Raw genomic sequence first — 17,665 nt, 5'->3', positions numbered from 1 at the left:
GCCGGGCGCATTGCGCCCGGTCTTTTTCATGCCGGAACGCCTAATCGGCTTTGACCGGGGGCGGCGCGCCTTCACCTGCGCCGTCGCCTGCGCCCTCACCCGCGACATCGGTCGGCGGCACCGTGGGTTGCGGCAGATCGGCTGTCACAGCATCGGGCACGGCGTCGGGCGCAACATCCGCCACGACATCCCGACCTTCGGGTGCCGCGACAGGCGCGGTCTCCGGCTCCGGCTCTGGCGGTTGCAGGGTGACCGGAACCGGCGGCAGGCCGCCCGGCAGGTCGGGCACGGTCTGGCCGCGCTTTCGGGCGCTTTCGGCCACCGCGACGCGCAGGGATTCATGGCGCTCCAGCAGCTTGCGGAACCGCTCGCCGTCCAGTTCCAGAAAGGCTGAATGCACGATGGCGCGGATATTGGCGCGTTGCAGACCGCCCGACAGCAACGACAATTGCCCCACCATCTCGCCCCGGCCCAGCCGCAGCCGGTTGCCGCCCGCCTGTTCGATCTCGACCGCGCCCGAGGCGATGAACAGCACCCGGCGCGGACGCTCGCCGCGCTGCATCAGCATCTCGCCGGGACCGGCGAACATCGGGCGCAACGCGCGCGCCAGCGACTTGCGCGCGGTCTCGTCCAGATCGGCAAAGACCGGCAGGCGCGCCAGCATGTCGGGGGTCTGGATCTTCAGATCCAGCGCCGGGCGGCGGTCGGCACGCTGACGCAACGGCCGCAGCCCGTCCTGAAGGCTGACAAAGGATTCGCGCCCGATCAGCCCGTCCTGATGCAGCAGGTCATATTCGCGCGCCTCCATCCGCAGCGCGGTGCGGCGCAGATAGCGGCGCTCCATTTCTTCGGCGAATTGCGGGAAGGTCAGGCGCAGGCCGGCCAGGGCGGTCTCGATCTCCTCCTCGCGGCGGGTCAGCAATTCGTGCAGCAGATCGGCCACCCGCTTGCCATGCAGGCGGCGGATGCGGCGGTCGATGAACGGGTGCAGGTCGCGCAGGATGAAGCGCTGCACCAGCAGCAGCTCGAACCGGTCGCCGGTCAGCCGCGCCAGCGGGCCGGTAATGCCCAGCCGGTTGTAAAGCCACACCGCCAGCCGCGACCAGCGGCCAAAGGCGCGGCCCCGGCGGCCACCGTCACGATAGCCAGAACGACCGCCGGTGCGCGTGGCCTCGATCAGGTCATCGGCCCCGGCGATCATCCGCTGCGCCAGCACCGGCGGGATCAGCTCGTCGCGGAACGCCTCGATCACCTGATCGCGTTCGCGCCCCGCCAGCGCGATCAGCCCCAGCCGGATGCGGTCGGTCTCGCGCACATCGTCGCTGTCGGCGCGGGCGACGGCCTCATCCAGCCGCTCGGCAAAGCTCTTGGCCTCGGCGCGCACGATCTCATGCGTCATCTCGCGGTCGCGGGCGGTTTCGGCAATGTCCTCGCGCACATTCTGCAGGGCAACGGCGATGGCCTGGTTGCTGACCGCGCGATCCATCGACGACAGCCGGTCAAGGCCCAGCCAGCCGATCACCTTGCGCAGCAGCGTGCCCTGCACCAGCAGCGTGAACAGCGTGAAGCCGGTCGCCAGGATGCCCACGTCGCGCTTGATGTCCAACGGCACGCGGAAGTTTTCCGTCACCGCCAGCGCCAGCGACAGCGTGACCGCGCCGCGCAGGCCGCCCCACAGGATCGCCAGGCGATAGGGACGTTCGACCCTGGGTGACAGCCGCAGCCCGGTCAGCAGCGGCAGCACCAGAAACAGGATGATGATCCGCGCCACGAAGGCCGCGATCACCACCACGCCGATCATCGCAATGTCGCGCAGGCTGATCTGCACCATCAGCCGCGGGATCAGCAGCGCCGCCAGCACGAAGATCAGCGAGCCTGCCCAATGCGCCAGCAGATCCCAGACCTCGCGCAGATTGACCCAGGATGCGGGCGCCAGCCGCCCCGGACCCATCAGGTTCAGCACCAGCCCGCTGACCACCACCGCGATCACGCCCGAGCTGTGCGCCAGTTCCGCGATCAGATAGGCGCCATAAGGCACCGCCAGCGACAGCGTGACCTGCGCCACTGGAAAGGCCGCCAGCCAGATCAGAAGCATCAGCCCGACCCGCGCCACCAGCCATCCCACCGCGACGCCGCCCAGCACCAGCACCGGCAATTCGCGCAGGATGTCATCGGCCGTGGGGTTCGGCACGCCGGCCATCACGAAGGTCAGGAAAAAGCCGAACAGCGCGATGGCGGCGGCGTCGTTCAGCAGGCTTTCGCCCTCGACGATGCGGCCCAGGCGCGCAGGCGCGGCGATCGAGCGGAAGATCGACACGACCGCCGAAGGATCGGTCGTCGACACGATCGCCCCGATCAGCAGGCAGGCCGCCAGCGGCAGGCCCAGAAACGGCTCAAGCGCATAGCCGATGACCACGGTGGCCACCACCACCGCCAGCACCGCCAGCACCAGGATCGGCACGGCGTCATCGCTCATCCGGCGCAGGTCAAGGCCCAGCGAGACCTGAAAGATCAGCGTCGGCAGGAAGATATACAGGAATACCCCCGACCGGATCGGGATGTCGCGGATCACCCGCGCGATCTGGTCGACCTCGGGCGAGATGTCGACCTGCAACAGGATGACAGCGCCGATGCCAAGCGCGGCACCGACCACGGCCAGGATGACGGCAAAGGGCACCCGCAGCCGCGCCGCCAACGGCTCGGCCAAGGCGATCAGCACGAACAGTGCGGCGCTTAACGCGGTAAAAGCAAACAGGGTCATGCCCTGTGCTTTACGGTGCGGAAGCCGCCGATTCCACAGGAAAATCGGCGGATCCGGGGCGCTGACGCGAAAGTCAGCGCCAGCCGTCAGCGCGGCATGGTCGCGCCGAACCACCGCCGCCCCAAGGCGCGCGCCACCCAGACCAGCCCGATCAGCACCGGCACCTCGACCAGCGGCCCGATCACCGTGGCAAAGGCCACGCCCGATCCCAGCCCAAAGGTCGCAATGGCCACCGCGATGGCCAGTTCGAAGTTGTTGCCCGCAGCCGTGAACGCGACCGAGGTGGTGCGCGGATAATCCGCCCCCATCCAGCGCCCCATCACAAAGGCGATCAGGAATTGCGCGGTGAAATAGATCGCCAGCGGCAGCGCCACCCGCAGCGCATCGCCCGGCAGTGCCAGCACGTCGCCCCCCTTCAGGCTGAACATCGCAAGGATGGTGAACAGCAGCGCGATCAGCGTGACCGGCCCGATGCGCGGCAGAAAGCGCGTGGCATACCAAGCCTCGCCCCGCGCCGCGACCAGCCAGCGCCGGGTCAGGTAACCGGCCAGAAACGGGATGCCCAGATAGACCAGCACCGCCTGTGTGACGATGCCGAAGGACACGTCGATCACCTGCCCCTGCAGGCCGAACAGCGGCGGCAGCACGGTCAGGAACAGCCAGGCATAGGTCGAAAAGAACAGGATCTGAAAGACCGAGTTGAACGCCACCAGCGCCGCCCCATATTCGCTGTCGCCGCAGGCCAACTGGTTCCAGACCAGCACCATGGCAATGCAGCGCGCCAGCCCGATCAGGATCACGCCCGTCATGTATTCCGGCTGATCGCGCAGAAAGATCACCGCCAGCACGAACATCAGGACCGGCCCGATGATCCAGTTCTGGACCAGCGAAAGCGTCAGGATGCGGCGGTCGGCAAAGACCTTGGGCAGATCCTCATAGCGGACCTTGGCCAGCGGCGGATACATCATCAGGATCAGGCCGATGGCGATCGGGATATTGGTGCTGCCGATCCGCAGCCCCTCGATTGCCTCGGGCAGGCCGGGAAAGGCGCGGCCCAGCGCCACGCCCACAGCCATCGCGGCAAAGATCCACAGCGTCAGAAAGCGATCCAGAAATGACAGCCGCCGCATCAGACCCGCCGCCCCTGATCGTCGATCAACACCTGGCCATCCTCTTTCGCAAAACCGCCCCGCTGCGGCGGCAGCAGATCCAGCACCGCCTCGGACGGACGGCACAGGCGCGTGCCGCGATCGGTCACCACCACCGGGCGGTTCATCAGGATCGGATGCGCCAGGATCGCCTCGATCAGCGCGTCATCCGACAGGCCCGGATCGCCCAGACCCAGATCGTCAAAGGGCGTGCCCTTCTGCCGCAACAGCGGCCGCACCCCGCCGCCCATCGCCGCCACCAGCGCCTCCAGCGTGGCGCGGTCGGGCGGGTCGGTCAGATAGTCGATCACCTCCGGCTCGACCCCGGCATTGCGGATCATCGCCAGCACATTGCGCGACGTGCCGCAGGCGGGGTTATGATAGATACGAACAAAGGGCTGGCTCATCGGCATCCTCGGGCTTGGGGCAGAAGGGTTGGGGGCAGAAGGGTTGGGGGCAGCGCGGCGCAGACCTCGGGGTGGCCGTCGCAGCAGTCATCGACCAGAAAGCCGATCAGCGCGCCAACCGCCCCCAGATCGGCGGCATGAATGACGAAACGTCCCTGACGACGGGCGCGCACCAGCCCCGCCGCCGCAAGCTGGCCCAGATGGAACGACAGCAGCGGCGGCGCCATGCCGACCGCCGCCGCCAGATCGCCCGCTGCCATGCCGTCCGGCCCCGCCGCGATCAGGCGCCGCAACAGCGCCAGCCGCGACGGCTGGGCCAGCGCGGCGAAACCGGCGCTGGCGCTCTGGTCGGTCAGGGGCGGGGCATCGGGCATTGTGGCATCATTTCAATGATTCTTGAATTGAATGCCATAGCCCCACACAGCACGCAAGGCCCAGCCCTTCTTTCTTGCCCAAATACGCATCCGCACCCGCCGCTTGCGGTGCGGCTGGGGATCCCCCAAAGCGGGGACTTGTTTTGACACTGCCAGTGCCATAAACCCGCGCCAGTGCAACAGCCGGTGCCCCATGTCGCGATTCCCCCGCCTGTCCCGTGTCGCGCTGGCGCTGATCGCCGCGCTGGTCCTTCCCGCCCTGCCCGCCGCCGCCGACGACCGCCCGCTGATGGTCGAGATCGTGCCGGTCACCGCCAGCCCGGTCAGCCATGCCTTCGCCATCACCGGCGACATCGCTGCCCGCGACAGCCTGCGCATCGCCTTTCCCTCGGGCGGGCGGCTGGTCGCGCTGGACGTGGCCGAGGGCGCGACGGTGCGGGCGGGCGATCTGCTGGGGCGCATCGACGCGGTGCAAGCCGAACAGAACCAGCGCGCCGCACGCGCCGGGCTGACCGGGGCCGAGGCCGAGGCCAGACAGGCCCGTGACGAGGCCGCCCGCCAGGATCGCCTGCTGGCCGAGGGCGCCAGCACCCGCGCCCGCCGCGACAGCGCCAGGGCCGTGGCCGAGGCCGCCGAGGCCGCCGCCGCCGCCGCCCGCGCTGCGCTGGACCGCGCCGACAAGGCCGTGGCCGATACCGAATTGCGCGCCCCCGCCGATGCCGTCATCACCGCGCGCCTGGCCGAGCCGGGCCAGGTCGTCGGCCCCGCCCAACCGGTGCTGGAACTGGCCACCGCCGCCGGTTTCGACGCCATCTTCGACATTCCCGAGGCGATGCTGGCCCGCCCGCACGAGCTGTCCCCCGACATCTGGATGACGCTGATCGACATCAACGCGCCGCCCTTCCCCGGTCGCGCGCGTGAGGTCTCGCCCCGTATCGACCCGCAGCGCGGCACGGTGCGGGTGCGGGTCAGCATCGCGGGCAGCCCGCCGGGCGTCAGTTTGGGCGCGGCGGTGCGCGGCACCGTCACCGTCACCGATGGCGACCGCATGACGCTGCCCGGCTGGGCCCTGGCCGCGCGCGACGGCGCACCGGCGGTCTGGGTCGTCGATCCGGCCAGCATGACGGTCAGCATCCGCCCCGTTACCCTGCTGCGCCACGACACCACCGGCATCGTCATCGCCGATGGTCTGAGCCCCGGCGAATGGGTGGTCGGGCGCGGCGCGCATCTGCTCTATCCCGGCCGCAAGGTCGAACGCTCTGGGGGGCAACCATGATCCTGCGCCCGCTGATCCTGACGGCCAGCCTGCTGCTGCCGCACGCCGTGCTGGCGGCAGGGGCCGAGGCTACCGTCAGCCCCGTCATCACCCCGCCCGAGGGCGCGCCGCCCCGCCCGGTCGCCACGCTGGTCGTCACCGAAGGCGCCGATCCCGCGCGCGCCACCACCGGCACCGTCACCGCCGCCAGCGAAACCGATCTGGCCTTTACCCTGCCCGGGCGCCTGGCCGAACGCCGCGTCAATCCCGGCGATCTGGTGCAGGCGGGCGATGTGCTGGCGGTGCTGGACCCCGAGGATGTGGATGCCGCCCTGCGCGAGGCCGAGGCCCGGCTGGCCGCCGCCCAGGCGCAACTGTCGCAGGCGCGCGACGCCGAAACCCGCGCGGCCGCGCTGCAAGGCCGGGGCGTTGCCTCGCAGGTGCAACTGGATCAGGCGCGCCAGGCGCGCATCGGCGCGCAATCCGCTGTCGAACAGGCGCAGGCCGCCCAGGCCGCCGCCGCCGACCGTCAGGCATCCGCCACGCTGGTCGCGCCCGAAGGCGGCATCATCACCCAGGCCCCGGCGGAACCCGGCGCGACGCTGGCCGCCGGGCAGCCGGTGGTGCAACTGGCCTCGATCGCACGGCGCGAGGTGGTGATCGACGTCACCGAATCCGAATTGGCGGTGCTGGGTCGGCAATCAGAGTTCCGCATCGCGCTGCTGGCCGATCCGGGCGTGACCGCCACCGCCACCTTGGGCAGCGTCGATCCGGTCGCGGCCAGTGCCACCCGCACCCGGCGCGTTCACCTGAACCTGCCCGCCGACGCCCCCGAGGGGCTGCGGCTGGGCGCGCTTGCCGATGTGCTGCCGATCAGCGGCGCGGCGGCGCTGCCGATGGTGCCGGTCGGCGCGGTGATGGCGGGCGAGGCGCCCTCGGTCTGGGTGGTCATCCGTCCCGAACCGGGCGGACCCGGCACCATCCAGCGCCGCACCATCACCCCCGGCCCGGTGCTGAACGGCAGTCTCAGCGTAAGCGACGGTCTGGCACCGGGCGATGAGGTGCTGATCCGCGGCATCCATTCGGTAACCGAGGGCGAGAGTGTCGGCCCCCGCACTGACCCCTGACGCACTGATCCCGTCCGACACAGCCCGCCCCGGCCCCCTTGCGCGAAAGCCCGCCCGATGTCCCAGATCGACACGCCGCCCACCGAACACACTGAACCCGCCGCCCGTCGCGCGCATCACGGGCCGCGCTTCAACCTGTCGGAATGGGCGCTGAACCACCGGTCCTATGTCTGGTTCCTGATGATCGTGTCGCTGATCGCGGGGACCATCGCCTATTTCAACCTGGGGCGCGAGGAAGATCCCAGCTTCAAGATCAAGACCATGGTGATCAGCGCCGCCCTGCCCGGCGCGACGGCGGAAGAAACCCTGACCCAGGTCACCGACCGCATCGAAGCCAAGCTGAAGGATCTTGAGGAATACGACTACACGCGGTCGATCACCCGGCCCGGTGTCGCCATCGTCTATCTGGAACTGAAGCCCACCACGCGCGGGCCGCAACTGCCGCAGATCTGGCAGAAGGTGCGCAACATGATGGCCGACATCCGCCCCGATTTCCCGCAAGAGTTCGCAGGCTTTCAGTTCAACGACGATTTCGGTGACGTGTTCGGCAACCTTTACGCGCTGACCAGCGACGGCTTTACCCCCGCCGAGATGCGCGACCAGGCCGAGGCGATCCAGCGCCGCATTCAGGCGCTGGACGATGCCGGCAAGGTCGAGCTGTTCGGCCTGCGCGAGGAAAAGCTGTATCTTGAGTTTTCGACCGCGCGGCTGGCGGCTTTGGGCCTTAGCCAGGCGCAGGTGCAGGGCACGCTGCAAGCGCAGAACGCGATCATCCCCTCGGGCGTCGTCGATACCGGGGCCGAGCGCGTGCTGGTGCGCGTCACCGGCCAGTTCAAGGGCGAGGACAGCCTTGAGGCGATCAACCTGCGCGTCGGCGACCGGTTCTTTCGGCTGTCGGATGTGGCCACGATCCGGCGCGGCTATGAAGACCCGCCCGCCGAGGTGTTCCGCTTTGACGGCCAGGACGCGGTTGGCATCGCGGTGGGCATGAAGTCGGGCGCCAACATCCTGACCTTCGGCAAGGCCTTGCGCGACACCATGGCCCAGGCCCAGGCGGCGTTGCCCATCGGCCTGACGCTGCATCAGGTCGCCGATCAGCCGCAGGTCGTCGATCAGGCCATCGGCCATTTCGTGCAGGCACTGATCGAGGCGATCCTGATCGTGCTTGCGGTCAGCTTCATCTCGCTGGGCCTGCGGGCCGGGCTGGTGGTGACGCTGACCATTCCGCTGGTGCTGGCGATCACCTTCATCATCCTCGACATCTGGGGAATCACCCTGCAACGCATCTCGCTGGGGGCGCTGATCATCGCGCTTGGCCTTCTGGTCGATGACGCGATGATCGCCATCGAGACGATGATCACGCGGCTGGAAAAGGGCGAAAGCCTGTATCAGGCCGCCAGCTATGCCTGGACCTCGATCGCCTGGCCGATGCTGACCGGCACGCTGGTGACGGTGGCTGGCTTCATCCCGATCGGGCTGAACACCTCGGCGGCGGGCGAGTTCACCTTTTCGCTGTTCGTGGTGATCGCGGTGTCGCTGCTGGTCAGCTGGATCGTCGCGGTGCTGTTCGCGCCGCTGCTGGGCGTGACCTTCCTGCCCGCGAAATGGAAGCACCATGCCGAAAAGGTCGGGCCGCTGCGGCGCGGCTTCCGGGCGCTCTTGCGCGGCGCGATGCGGGCGCGCTGGCTGACCATCGCCGCCACCGTGCTGGCCTTCGCCGTCTCGATCTGGGGGATGCGCTTTGTCGAAAACCAGTTCTTCCCCTCATCCGATCGGCCCGAACTGGTGGTCGATCTGGTGCTCCCGCAGAACGCCTCGCTGACGGAAACATCGGCGCAGATGGCGCGGCTGGATGCGGTGGTCGAGGGCGACCCGGATGCGCTGTTCCGCACCAGCTATATCGGCCGTGGCGCGCCGCGATTCATCCTGGCCTTCGACGTGCCGACGCCGGGGCCGCACATGGGGCAGATGGTCATCCAGACCCCCAATCTTGAGGCCCGCAACCGGCTGCGCGCCAAGTTGCAGGACTTTGCCGACCGCGAACTGATCGGCAGCGATACCTATGTGAAGCTGCTGGAAATCGGCCCGCCGGTGGGTGGCCGCCCGGTGCAATACCGGGTGTCGGGCGACAACATCGCCGAACTGCGCGATGCCGCGTCCGAACTGGCGGCGATCCTGGGGGCGGAACCGCGTCTGGGGTCGGTCATCATGGATTGGAACGAACCCGCCCGCGTGCTGAAGGTGAACCTGCTTCAGGACAAGGCGCGTGCTTTGGGCGTCACGCAAAAGGACATCGCGCTGTCGCTGAACGCGGTCTATGCCGGGCAGACGATCACGCAGTTGCGCGACGGCACCTATCTGATCGACATCGTGACGCGCGGCGATGCCGATGCGCGCGGCTCGCTTGAGGCCTTGAGCGATCTTCAGATCGAGGGGGCGGCGGGCAATCGCGTGCCTTTGGGCACCATCGCCACCTTTGAATATGGGCTGGAACAGCCGCTGATCCAGTCGCGGTCGCGCGTGCCGACGATCACCGTCAAGGCGGCGATCGCGGGCCACGACCAGCCCGACACGCTGGTCGGCCTGCTGGCCGACCGGATCGCGACCTTCCGCGCCAGCCTGCCCCCCGGCATCAGCGTCGAGATCGGCGGCACCGTGGAACGCAGCGCGGAATCGCAAGAGCCGATCGCCGCCGTGGTGCCGCTGATGGTGCTGATCATCCTGGCTTTGGTGATGACCCAGATGCAGGGCTTCCGGCGCATGGCGGTGGTCATGGCGGTGGGGCCGTTGGGGCTGATCGGGGTGGTGATCGCGCTGATGGTCTCGGGCGCGCCACTGGGCTTCGTCGCGATCCTGGGGGTGCTGGCGCTGGTCGGCATCCTGATCCGCAACTCGGTCATTCTGGTGGCCGAGATCGAGGATCTGCGCGCCGCAGGCCTGGACGCCTGGACCGCCGTCTATGAGGCATCCGACAGCCGGGCGCGGCCGATCCTGCTGACCGCGGCGGCGGCCAGTCTGGCGCTGATCCCGATTTCTTGGCAGGTGTTCTGGGGGCCGATGGCCTATGCGATGATGGGCGGCATCATCGCCGGCACGCTGATCACGCTGATCTTCGTGCCGGCGCTGTATCTGGCGGTCTATCGGGTGCGGCGGCCTGCATGATGGCGGCGGACCGGGGCGCTGCCCCGGACCCCGGCGTATTTGGGCAAGAAAGAGGGGGTCAGCGCGCGGTGCCCTCGGACGGGTCGCGGTGATAGGCATCGTCATAGCGGATGATGTCGTCCTCACCCAGATAGGCGCCAGTCTGCACCTCGATCAGCACCATCGGCCGGGTGCCGGGGTTTTCCAGCCGGTGAATGGCCCCAAGCGGCACATAGACCGACTGGTTTTCGCCCAGATCCATGACCTTGCCCGCCACGGTGACGCGGGCGGTGCCGGTGACGACGATCCAGTGTTCGGCGCGATGCACATGGCTTTGCAGCGACAGCGCCGCGCCGGGGTTCACATGGATGCGCTTGACCTGAAAGCGATCGTCCAGCGCCAGCGTTTCAAACCAGCCCCAGGGGCGATGGTCGATGCGGTGGCGGCGGGCCTGAGGCGCGCCCTTAGCGGCCAGCGCCGCGACCGCCTGGCGCACGTCCTGGGCGCGGGCGCGTGGGGCCACCAGCACCGCATCCGGGGTGGCGACGGCGATCATGTCGGTCAGGCCGATGCCGACCAGTTCGATGCCGCTGGCCTCGGACATCAGCAGGCTGGCGTTGCAGTCGATGGCGGTGGCCGCGCCGCGGGTGACGGTTGCGTCCGGGCTGGGTGCGCCTTCGCGCCAGAGCGCCTCCCATCCGCCGAGGTCGGTCCAGTGGTCGGGATAGGGGACCACCGTCAGGTTGTCGGCGCGTTCCATCACCGCATAGTCGATGGACAGGTCGGGCAGCCCCGCCCAGGGTTCGGAGGCAAGGCGAAGGAAGTCCAGATCGTTGCGCGCCTGATCCAGCGCGGCGGCGACCGGGGTCAGGAAATCAGGCGCGTGGCGGGCGAAGGCGTCGATCATCGCATCGGCGCGGAACAGGAAGATCCCGGCGTTCCACAGGTGCCGCCCGTCCGCGATCATCGCCGCCGCCTGCGCCGCGTCGGGCTTTTCGACAAAGCGGGTCAGCGCGACGGGTCGGCCCGGCTGGGCGGGGCTGGCGCAGTGCAGATAGCCATAGCCGGTCTCGGGTCGGTCGGGGCGGATGCCGAAGGTCACGATCCGCCCCGCCTGCGCCGGCTCGACCCCGGCCTGGACGGCGGCGCGAAACAGCCCCGGCTGGGCGATCACATGATCGGACGGCGCGATCAGCACCAGCCCCGCCGGATCGCGCGAGGCGACCCACAGCGCCGCCGCCAGCACCGCAGGCGCGGTGTTGCGGGCCTCTGGCTCGATCATCACCGCCTGCGGGGTCAGGCCGATGTCATCCAGTTGTTGCCGCACCAGAAAGCGGAAGTCGGCATGGGTCAGCACCACCGGCGCGGCAAAGCCCGGTGCGGCAAAGCGGCGGGCGGTGGCCTGAAACAGGCTGTCATCGCCCACCAGCCGGGTGAACTGCTTGGGATAGCTGTGGCGCGACACCGGCCACAGCCGGGTGCCCGCCCCACCCGCCAGCAACACCGGTGTAATCATCGCCTGCCCCCTGCCATTTGCCCCGACTATGGCGCGGCCTGCGCGGGGCGGCAAGTTGCCTTGCCTCGGCGCGCCTGCGAAGGTATTGACACCCGAGTGCAATAATCGGACCCCTCATGACCGGCCCCACCCCGATCTGCCCCGACCAGCCCGCCGATGGCCGCCGCCAGCGGTCTGGCGCGACGCGGCAGAAGGTCGGGCAGGCGCTGTTCGATCTGGTGCGCCAGACCGGGCAATTGCCCGATGCCGCCACGGTTGCCGCGCGCGCCGGGGTCGCCCGCCGCACCGTGTTCCGATATTTCAGCGACAGCGCCGCGCTGGAGGTCGAGACCGCGCGGATGATGGCGCGGATGCTGCATGACGAATTTCCCCAGCCCGTGCCGCGCGGCAGTCTGGCCGAGCGGCTGACCGCCTTTCTGGATCACCGGTTGCGCGTCTATGCGGCGGGCGACCCGGTGCGCGGCCTGATCGAGGCGGCGCGGCTGCGCGGCGCCACCGGGCTGGACGATTTCATCGCCGAGATGATGGCGATGATGCGCGCGCAACTGCTGGGGATGATCCCCGAACTGGCCCGCCCCGGCACCCCGGTCGAGGCGCTGACGTCCTTTGAGGTCGTCACCGGCTGGGATCATTTCAGCGCGCTGCGCCGCCACTGCGGCATGGACGCCGCCCAGATCGCCGCGCAATTCGACTGGACGGCGCGGGCGGTGCTGGTGCGGGCGCGGATCGGCAATCTTTAGGCGCGCCTTACGGCAGCAGCTTGCCGGGGTTCATCAGGTTCAGCGGATCCAGCGCGGCCTTGATCGCCGCCATCACCGACAGCGCCACCGGATCCTTGTGCGCCGCCATCCCCGCGCGTTTGGCCAGACCGATGCCGTGTTCGGCCGAAAACGTCCCGCCCATCGACACCGCCAGATCAGCCACCGAGGCCTTGATCGCCGCCGACAGTGCGGCATCGTCACGGCTGGGATAGGCGGTGTAGTGGATATTGCCATCGCCCAGATGCGCCACGACCAGCTCGTCGGCGCCCGGATCCAGCGCCGCCAGCCGGGCCTGCATCGCGGTCAGGAAATCGCCCACCAGATCCAGCGGCAGGGCAATGTCGGTATCGACCAGAGGGTGCCGGTTCAGGGTGATTTCCGCCGCCGCCTCACGCATGGCCCACAGCCGCGCGCGCTGCGCCTGCGACTGCGCGATCACCGCGTCATGGACCGTGCCGGTGGTCAGGGCGCGTTCCAGCACCCCCTCCAACGTGGCGCGCAGGGCGGCTTCGTCGCTGCCGGCCAGCTCGACCAGGATATTGGCGGGATGGGCGAAGGGCGGGGTCAGATCCGGGCGCTGGTCGGTCAGCCGGGCCATGTAACCGGCGGGCATGTATTCAAAAGCCTCGACAGTTCCGTTGGTTGCGGCGCGAAGTTCAGACAGGATCTCAAGTGCCGCCTGCGGGCTGTCCATGCCGATCAGCGCCGTTGCATGGGCGGCGGGCGCAGGTTTCAGCGCCAGCGTGGCGGCGGTGATGATGCCCAGCGTGCCCTCGGCCCCGATGAACAGATCGCGCAGGTCATAGCCGGTGTTGTCCTTGCGCAGCGCCGATTGCAGGTTCAGCAGGCGGCCATCGGCCAGCACCACCTCGAGCCCCAGGCACAAAGCGCGGGCATTGCCATGGGCCAGCACGTTCGAGCCGCCCGCATTGGTCGACAGAAAGCCGCCGACCTGGGCCGATCCGCGCGCCCCGAAGGTCAGCGGAAAGGCCAGGCCATGCGGCGCTGCGGCCTCGTGGATGGCGTGCAGGGTGACGCCCGCCTCGGCAACCATGACGGCGGCGGCGGGGCGGATGTCCCGGATCCGGCGCATCCGGTCCAGCGAGACCATCACCGCGCCATCGGCAAAGGTCGCGCCGTTCAGCCCGGTATGCCCGCCGACCGGCACGATCGCGGTGCGGGTGGTGTTGGCCCAGGTCAGGATCGCGCGGACCTGATCGGTGTCGCGCGGCCGCGCCACGGCGGCGGGACGCCAGCGATACTGCCCGGTCCAGTCATGGCCGAAACGGGCGGCGGCCTCATCCCCGGTCAGCAGGGCATCGGCGCCGATCAGCGCCCCAAGCTGGGCCGCGATCACTGGACGCGCCCCACCAGATCCACGACCTTGGGGCCAAGCGCCTGCACGATCAGCGCCACCCCCTCGGCCGAGGGGTGGATGCCGTCATCCTGCATCAGCGCGCCCTGGCTTGCCGGATCGGCGGCGCGGATCGCGGCCAGCATGTCGGGCACAAGGATCGCGCCATGCGCCGCCGCCAGTTCGGGCCAGATCGCGGTGAAATCGGCCTGCCAGTCCGGGCCGTAATTCGCCGGGGCCTGATGCCCGGCCAGCAGCACCGGCAGGCCGCGCGCCTTGGCCTCGGTCATGATCCTGTCCAGATTGGCGCGGCTTTCGGCCACCGGCAGGCCGCGCAGCATGTCATTGCCGCCCAGCGCCACGATCATCGCGTCACCCCCCTCGCCCAGCGCCCAGTCGAGCCGCGCAAGCCCCCCGGCCGTGGTATCGCCCGACACGCCCGCGTTGATGACCGTGGCGGCCACGCCCTGATCGTCCAGCCAGCGGTTCAGTTGCGCCACCAGACCGTCCTCGGGCGGCAGGCCATAGCCGGCGGTCAGGCTGTCGCCCAGCGCGATGATCCGCGTCTGATCGCCCGCCATCGCCGCAAGGGGCAGAAACGCGACCATCAGCGCATTGCGGATCGCCCGCGCCGCCCCATATCGGAAAAACCGTGTAAAGGAGATTTTCATGACGTCCCTGATTGATTGCCGCGATGCCCGCCTGACCCTAGCCGCCGATTCCGGTCCGGTCCAGATTCTGCGCGGTATCGATCTGGTGATCGGCGCGGGCGAGCGGGTGGCGATCACCGGGCCGTCGGGGTCTGGCAAATCCTCGCTTCTGCTGCTGCTGGCGGGGCTGGAACGCGCCAGCGCCGGTCAGGTGCGGGTCGCAGGGCATGATCTGGGCGCGCTTGGTGAGGAGGCACTGGCGCGCTTTCGCCGCGATCATCTGGGCATCGTCTTTCAAAGTTTTCACCTGATCCCGACGCTGACGGCGCTGGAGAATGCCGCGCTGGCGCTGGAATTGGCCGGGGCGCGGGATGCGCGTGACCGGGCGGCCGCGATGCTGTCGGCGGTGGGTCTGAGCGGGCGCGCGGGCCATTACCCCGCGCAACTGTCGGGCGGTGAGCAGCAGCGCGTGGCGCTGGCCCGCGCGCTGGCCCCGAACCCGCCGATCCTGCTGGCGGATGAGCCGACGGGAAATCTGGATGCCGCCAATGGCGCGGCGGTGATGGATCTGATCTTTGATCTGGCCGACCGACAGGGGGCGACGCTGGTGCTGGTCACCCATGATCCGGCGCTGGCGGCGCGGGCCGGGCGGCAGGTCCGCGTGGCCGATGGCCGCATCCACGATCCGGCGGTTGCGGCATGAGGGCGGGCCTGATCCTGCGCGACCTGCGCGGCGGCTTGCGCGCCCTGTGGGTGGTGATCGCGGCGCTGGTGCTGGGGGTGGCGGCGATGGCCGCCCTTGGCGCGACCGACCGCGCGGTGCGCGCCGCCCTCGCCGATCAGGGGGCCGAGATCCTGGGCGGCCAGATCGAAGCCACCTTCTCGCACCGCCCGGCGACAGCGGCCGAGCGCGCGGCGATTGCGGCGATGGGGCAGGTTTCCGGCGTCATTCGGATGCGGTCGATGGTCAGCCATGACGGCACCCGCGCCTTGGCCGAACTGCGCGCCGTCGACGGGGCATGGCCGCTGCTGGGCCAACCCCGATTCACCCCCGATCTGAGCGCGCAGCAGGTGCTGGCCGGGCGCGATGGGCGGCCCGGTGCGGCGATGGCGGCCGATCTGGCCGCGCGGCTGGGGATCGCGCCGGGCGATCATTTCGATCTGGCCGGGCAGGATCTGGTGCTGATGGCGCTGATCGACCGGCTGCCGGATGGTCTTGGCGGGTCTGTCGCCTTTGCGCCGGTGGTGCTGGCCCCCTTCGCGGTGGGCGAGGCCTTGGCCCAGCCCGGCGCCTTTTACGAGACCGCCTTTCGCCTGAACCCAGACGACAACCGGCCTTTGGCGGCTGTGCGCGCCGATCTGGAACGCGCCCTGCCCGAGGGCACGCGGCTGCGCGATGCGCGCCGCGCGGTGCCGGGGGCGGATCGGTTTCTGGACCGGATCGGGTCATTCCTGATGCTGGCCTCGATCACCGGGCTGGCGCTGGGCGGGGTCGGGATCGCGCTGGCGATCAGCGACTGGCTGGCGCGCAAGGCGCCCGAGATCGCCACCTGGCGGGCGTTGGGCGCGGGGCGCGGGCAGCTCTTGGCGCTGATCGGCGGGCAGGTGGCAGTGGTGGCGGCGATCGGCATCGCGGGCGGGCTGGCGCTGGCGGCGCTGGTGCTGGTCATCGCCGGACCGCTGATCCAGCCCTTGATCCCGGTGGCGCTGGATCTGCGCATCGATGCGGCGGCCTTTGCGCGCGCGGCGGGGATCGGCGCGCTGGTCGCGGGGCTGGCGGCGCTGGCCCCGCTGGGGCGGCTTGCGCGGATGCGGGCGGCGGCGATCTGGCGCGGCGCGGCGTTGCCTGCGCCGGGCGTTGCGGTGATCGCGGCGCTGGTCATCGGCTGTCTGGCATTGGCCGGGCTGGTCGTAGCGGCCAGCCCCGCGCCGCAGATGGCGGCGGCGGTGGTGGCGGTGATGGCGGCGGTCGGCGCGGCGGTCTGGCTGGCCGCGCGGCTGGCACAGGCGGCACTGGCGCGTCTGCCGCGCCCCGGCCCCGCGCCCTTGCGGCTGGCGCTTGCGGCGCTGGCGGCGCGGCGCGGCGGGCTGACGGCGCTGGCGGCGGCGCTGGGGGTCGGGCTGACGCTGATGGCGGCCTCGGGGATGATGCAGGCCAATCTGGCCCGCGCCATCACCGCCGACGTCCCCGACCGCGCGCCCGCGTTTTTCGTCATCGACATCCAGCCCGACCAGACCGGCCCGGTGCTGGACCGGCTGGCCGCCCTGCCCGGCGTGACCGAGGTGCAATCCGCACCGATGCTGCGCGGTGCCATCGCCACGATCAACGATCGCCCCGCGCGCGAGGTCGCCCCCGACAGTTGGGTCACACGCGGTGACCGCGGCCTGTCCTTTGCCGCCACCCCTCCCGAGGGCACGCGCCTGGTCGCCGGTCGCTGGTGGGCCGCGGATCACAGCGGCCCGCCCGAGGTCAGCTTTTCCGCCGATGAGGCCGCCGATCTGGGCCTGAAGCTGGGCGACCGCCTGGGCATCACCGTGCTGGGCCGCGAGGTCGAGGTGACGATCACCAGCCTGCGCGCGGTCGATTTCCGCAGCGCAGGCATCGGCTTCGTGATGATCCTGTCACCGAATGCCTTGGCCGGTGCGCCCCATACCACCATCGCCACGGTGCGCGCCGAATCCGGCAGCGATGCCGCGATCCCAGCCGCCTTGGCCGACTGGCCCAATGTCAGCGCCATCGCCGTGCGCGAGGTTGCCGGGCGGCTGGCCGAGGGGCTGGGCCTGTTCGCCACCATCGCCCGGATCGGTGGCGGGCTGGTGCTGGCCGCCGGTCTGGTGGTGCTGGCGGGCACCGCCGCCTCGGGCGCGCCCGCCCGCACGCGTGAGGCGGCGATCGCCCGCGCCCTGGGTGCCACCGCGCGGCAGATCCGGCAGGCGGCGCTGATCCGGCTGGGGCTGGCGGGGGTCGTCGCCGGGCTGATCGCGGCGGGCTTTGGCACGCTGATGGCCTGGGGGATGATGACCTTTGTGCTGGACCTGCGCTTCCAGATGCCGGTTCTGGTGCTGGGCGCAATCCTGATCTCCGGGGTGGCGGTGATGATCGCCCTGGGTCTGGCGATGGGCCATGGCGGCCGCCATGCCCGCCCGGCGCGGCTGCTGCGCGGCGACTAG

At 70.1% G+C, this 17,665-nt stretch carries 13 protein-coding genes; 6 read left to right on the top strand and 7 right to left on the bottom strand.

Annotated elements, in window-relative coordinates; genetic code table 11:
* Positions 1-40 precede the first annotated feature (40 nt).
* The 4 genes from ACEYYA_RS04250 to ACEYYA_RS04235 form a co-directional block, all read right to left on the bottom strand.
* On the bottom strand, positions 41-2,761 hold the full coding sequence (locus ACEYYA_RS04250; RefSeq protein ID WP_374797906.1) for a cation:proton antiporter: 2,721 nt from the start codon (positions 2,759-2,761) through the stop codon (positions 41-43).
* An 86-nt stretch (positions 2,762-2,847) separates the two neighbouring features.
* Positions 2,848-3,891, bottom strand: a complete 1,044-nt coding sequence (gene arsB / locus ACEYYA_RS04245) for an ACR3 family arsenite efflux transporter (RefSeq protein WP_374797905.1) — start codon at positions 3,889-3,891, stop codon at positions 2,848-2,850.
* Positions 3,891-4,316, bottom strand: coding sequence for an arsenate reductase (glutaredoxin) (arsC, locus tag ACEYYA_RS04240; RefSeq protein ID WP_374797903.1), 426 nt, complete (start codon positions 4,314-4,316; stop codon positions 3,891-3,893). Before arsC ends, arsB begins: the two co-directional genes overlap by 1 nt.
* Complete coding sequence (locus tag ACEYYA_RS04235) at positions 4,313-4,690, bottom strand: ArsR/SmtB family transcription factor (RefSeq protein WP_374797901.1); 378 nt, start codon at positions 4,688-4,690, stop codon at positions 4,313-4,315. Before ACEYYA_RS04235 ends, arsC begins: the two co-directional genes overlap by 4 nt.
* 193 nt (positions 4,691-4,883) lie before the next feature.
* Here ACEYYA_RS04235 and ACEYYA_RS04230 point away from each other — a divergent pair, with 193 nt between their 5' ends.
* The 3 genes from ACEYYA_RS04230 to ACEYYA_RS04220 are packed head-to-tail and all read left to right on the top strand — an operon-like array spanning position 4,884 to position 10,234.
* Positions 4,884-5,966 carry an efflux RND transporter periplasmic adaptor subunit gene (locus ACEYYA_RS04230; RefSeq protein WP_374797899.1) on the top strand — a complete coding sequence of 361 codons (1,083 nt, stop codon included), beginning with the start codon at positions 4,884-4,886 and terminating at the stop codon, positions 5,964-5,966.
* Complete coding sequence (locus ACEYYA_RS04225; RefSeq protein ID WP_374797897.1) at positions 5,963-7,072, top strand: efflux RND transporter periplasmic adaptor subunit; 1,110 nt, start codon at positions 5,963-5,965, stop codon at positions 7,070-7,072. The genes ACEYYA_RS04230 and ACEYYA_RS04225 overlap by 4 nt, the downstream gene beginning before the upstream one ends.
* A gap of 57 nt (positions 7,073-7,129) precedes the next feature.
* Positions 7,130-10,234, top strand: coding sequence for an efflux RND transporter permease subunit (locus tag ACEYYA_RS04220; protein ID WP_374797895.1), 3,105 nt, complete (start codon positions 7,130-7,132; stop codon positions 10,232-10,234).
* Positions 10,235-10,292: 58 nt separating this feature from the next.
* On the opposite strand, the gene ACEYYA_RS04215 is transcribed toward ACEYYA_RS04220, so the two are convergent.
* Positions 10,293-11,729 carry a mannose-1-phosphate guanylyltransferase/mannose-6-phosphate isomerase gene (locus tag ACEYYA_RS04215; RefSeq protein ID WP_374797893.1) on the bottom strand — a complete coding sequence of 479 codons (1,437 nt, stop codon included), beginning with the start codon at positions 11,727-11,729 and terminating at the stop codon, positions 10,293-10,295.
* Between the two features lie 116 nt (positions 11,730-11,845).
* On the opposite strand from ACEYYA_RS04215, the gene ACEYYA_RS04210 reads away from it, so the two are divergent.
* Entirely contained in the window at positions 11,846-12,469 is a 624-nt protein-coding gene (locus tag ACEYYA_RS04210) for a TetR/AcrR family transcriptional regulator (protein WP_374797891.1), read from the top strand.
* Between the two features lie 7 nt (positions 12,470-12,476).
* On the opposite strand, the gene ACEYYA_RS04205 is transcribed toward ACEYYA_RS04210, so the two are convergent.
* Complete coding sequence (locus ACEYYA_RS04205) at positions 12,477-13,847, bottom strand: FAD-binding oxidoreductase (RefSeq protein ID WP_374797889.1); 1,371 nt, start codon at positions 13,845-13,847, stop codon at positions 12,477-12,479.
* Entirely contained in the window at positions 13,844-14,515 is a 672-nt protein-coding gene (locus tag ACEYYA_RS04200) for an arylesterase (protein ID WP_374797887.1), read from the bottom strand. The genes ACEYYA_RS04205 and ACEYYA_RS04200 overlap by 4 nt, the downstream gene beginning before the upstream one ends.
* Here ACEYYA_RS04200 and ACEYYA_RS04195 point away from each other — a divergent pair.
* Both ACEYYA_RS04195 and ACEYYA_RS04190 read left to right on the top strand, forming a co-directional pair.
* On the top strand, positions 14,514-15,197 hold the full coding sequence (locus ACEYYA_RS04195) for an ABC transporter ATP-binding protein (RefSeq protein WP_374797885.1): 684 nt from the start codon (positions 14,514-14,516) through the stop codon (positions 15,195-15,197). The two genes, ACEYYA_RS04200 and ACEYYA_RS04195, sit on opposite strands and share 2 nt — an antisense overlap.
* Entirely contained in the window at positions 15,194-17,665 is a 2,472-nt protein-coding gene (locus ACEYYA_RS04190; protein ID WP_374797883.1) for an ABC transporter permease, read from the top strand. Before ACEYYA_RS04195 ends, ACEYYA_RS04190 begins: the two co-directional genes overlap by 4 nt.

The sequence above is a fragment of the Paracoccus zhouxuedongae genome (assembly GCF_041927815.1).
Classification (GTDB): Bacteria; Pseudomonadota; Alphaproteobacteria; order Rhodobacterales; family Rhodobacteraceae; genus Paracoccus.
This window is presented reverse-complemented; position numbering and strand designations above follow the sequence as displayed.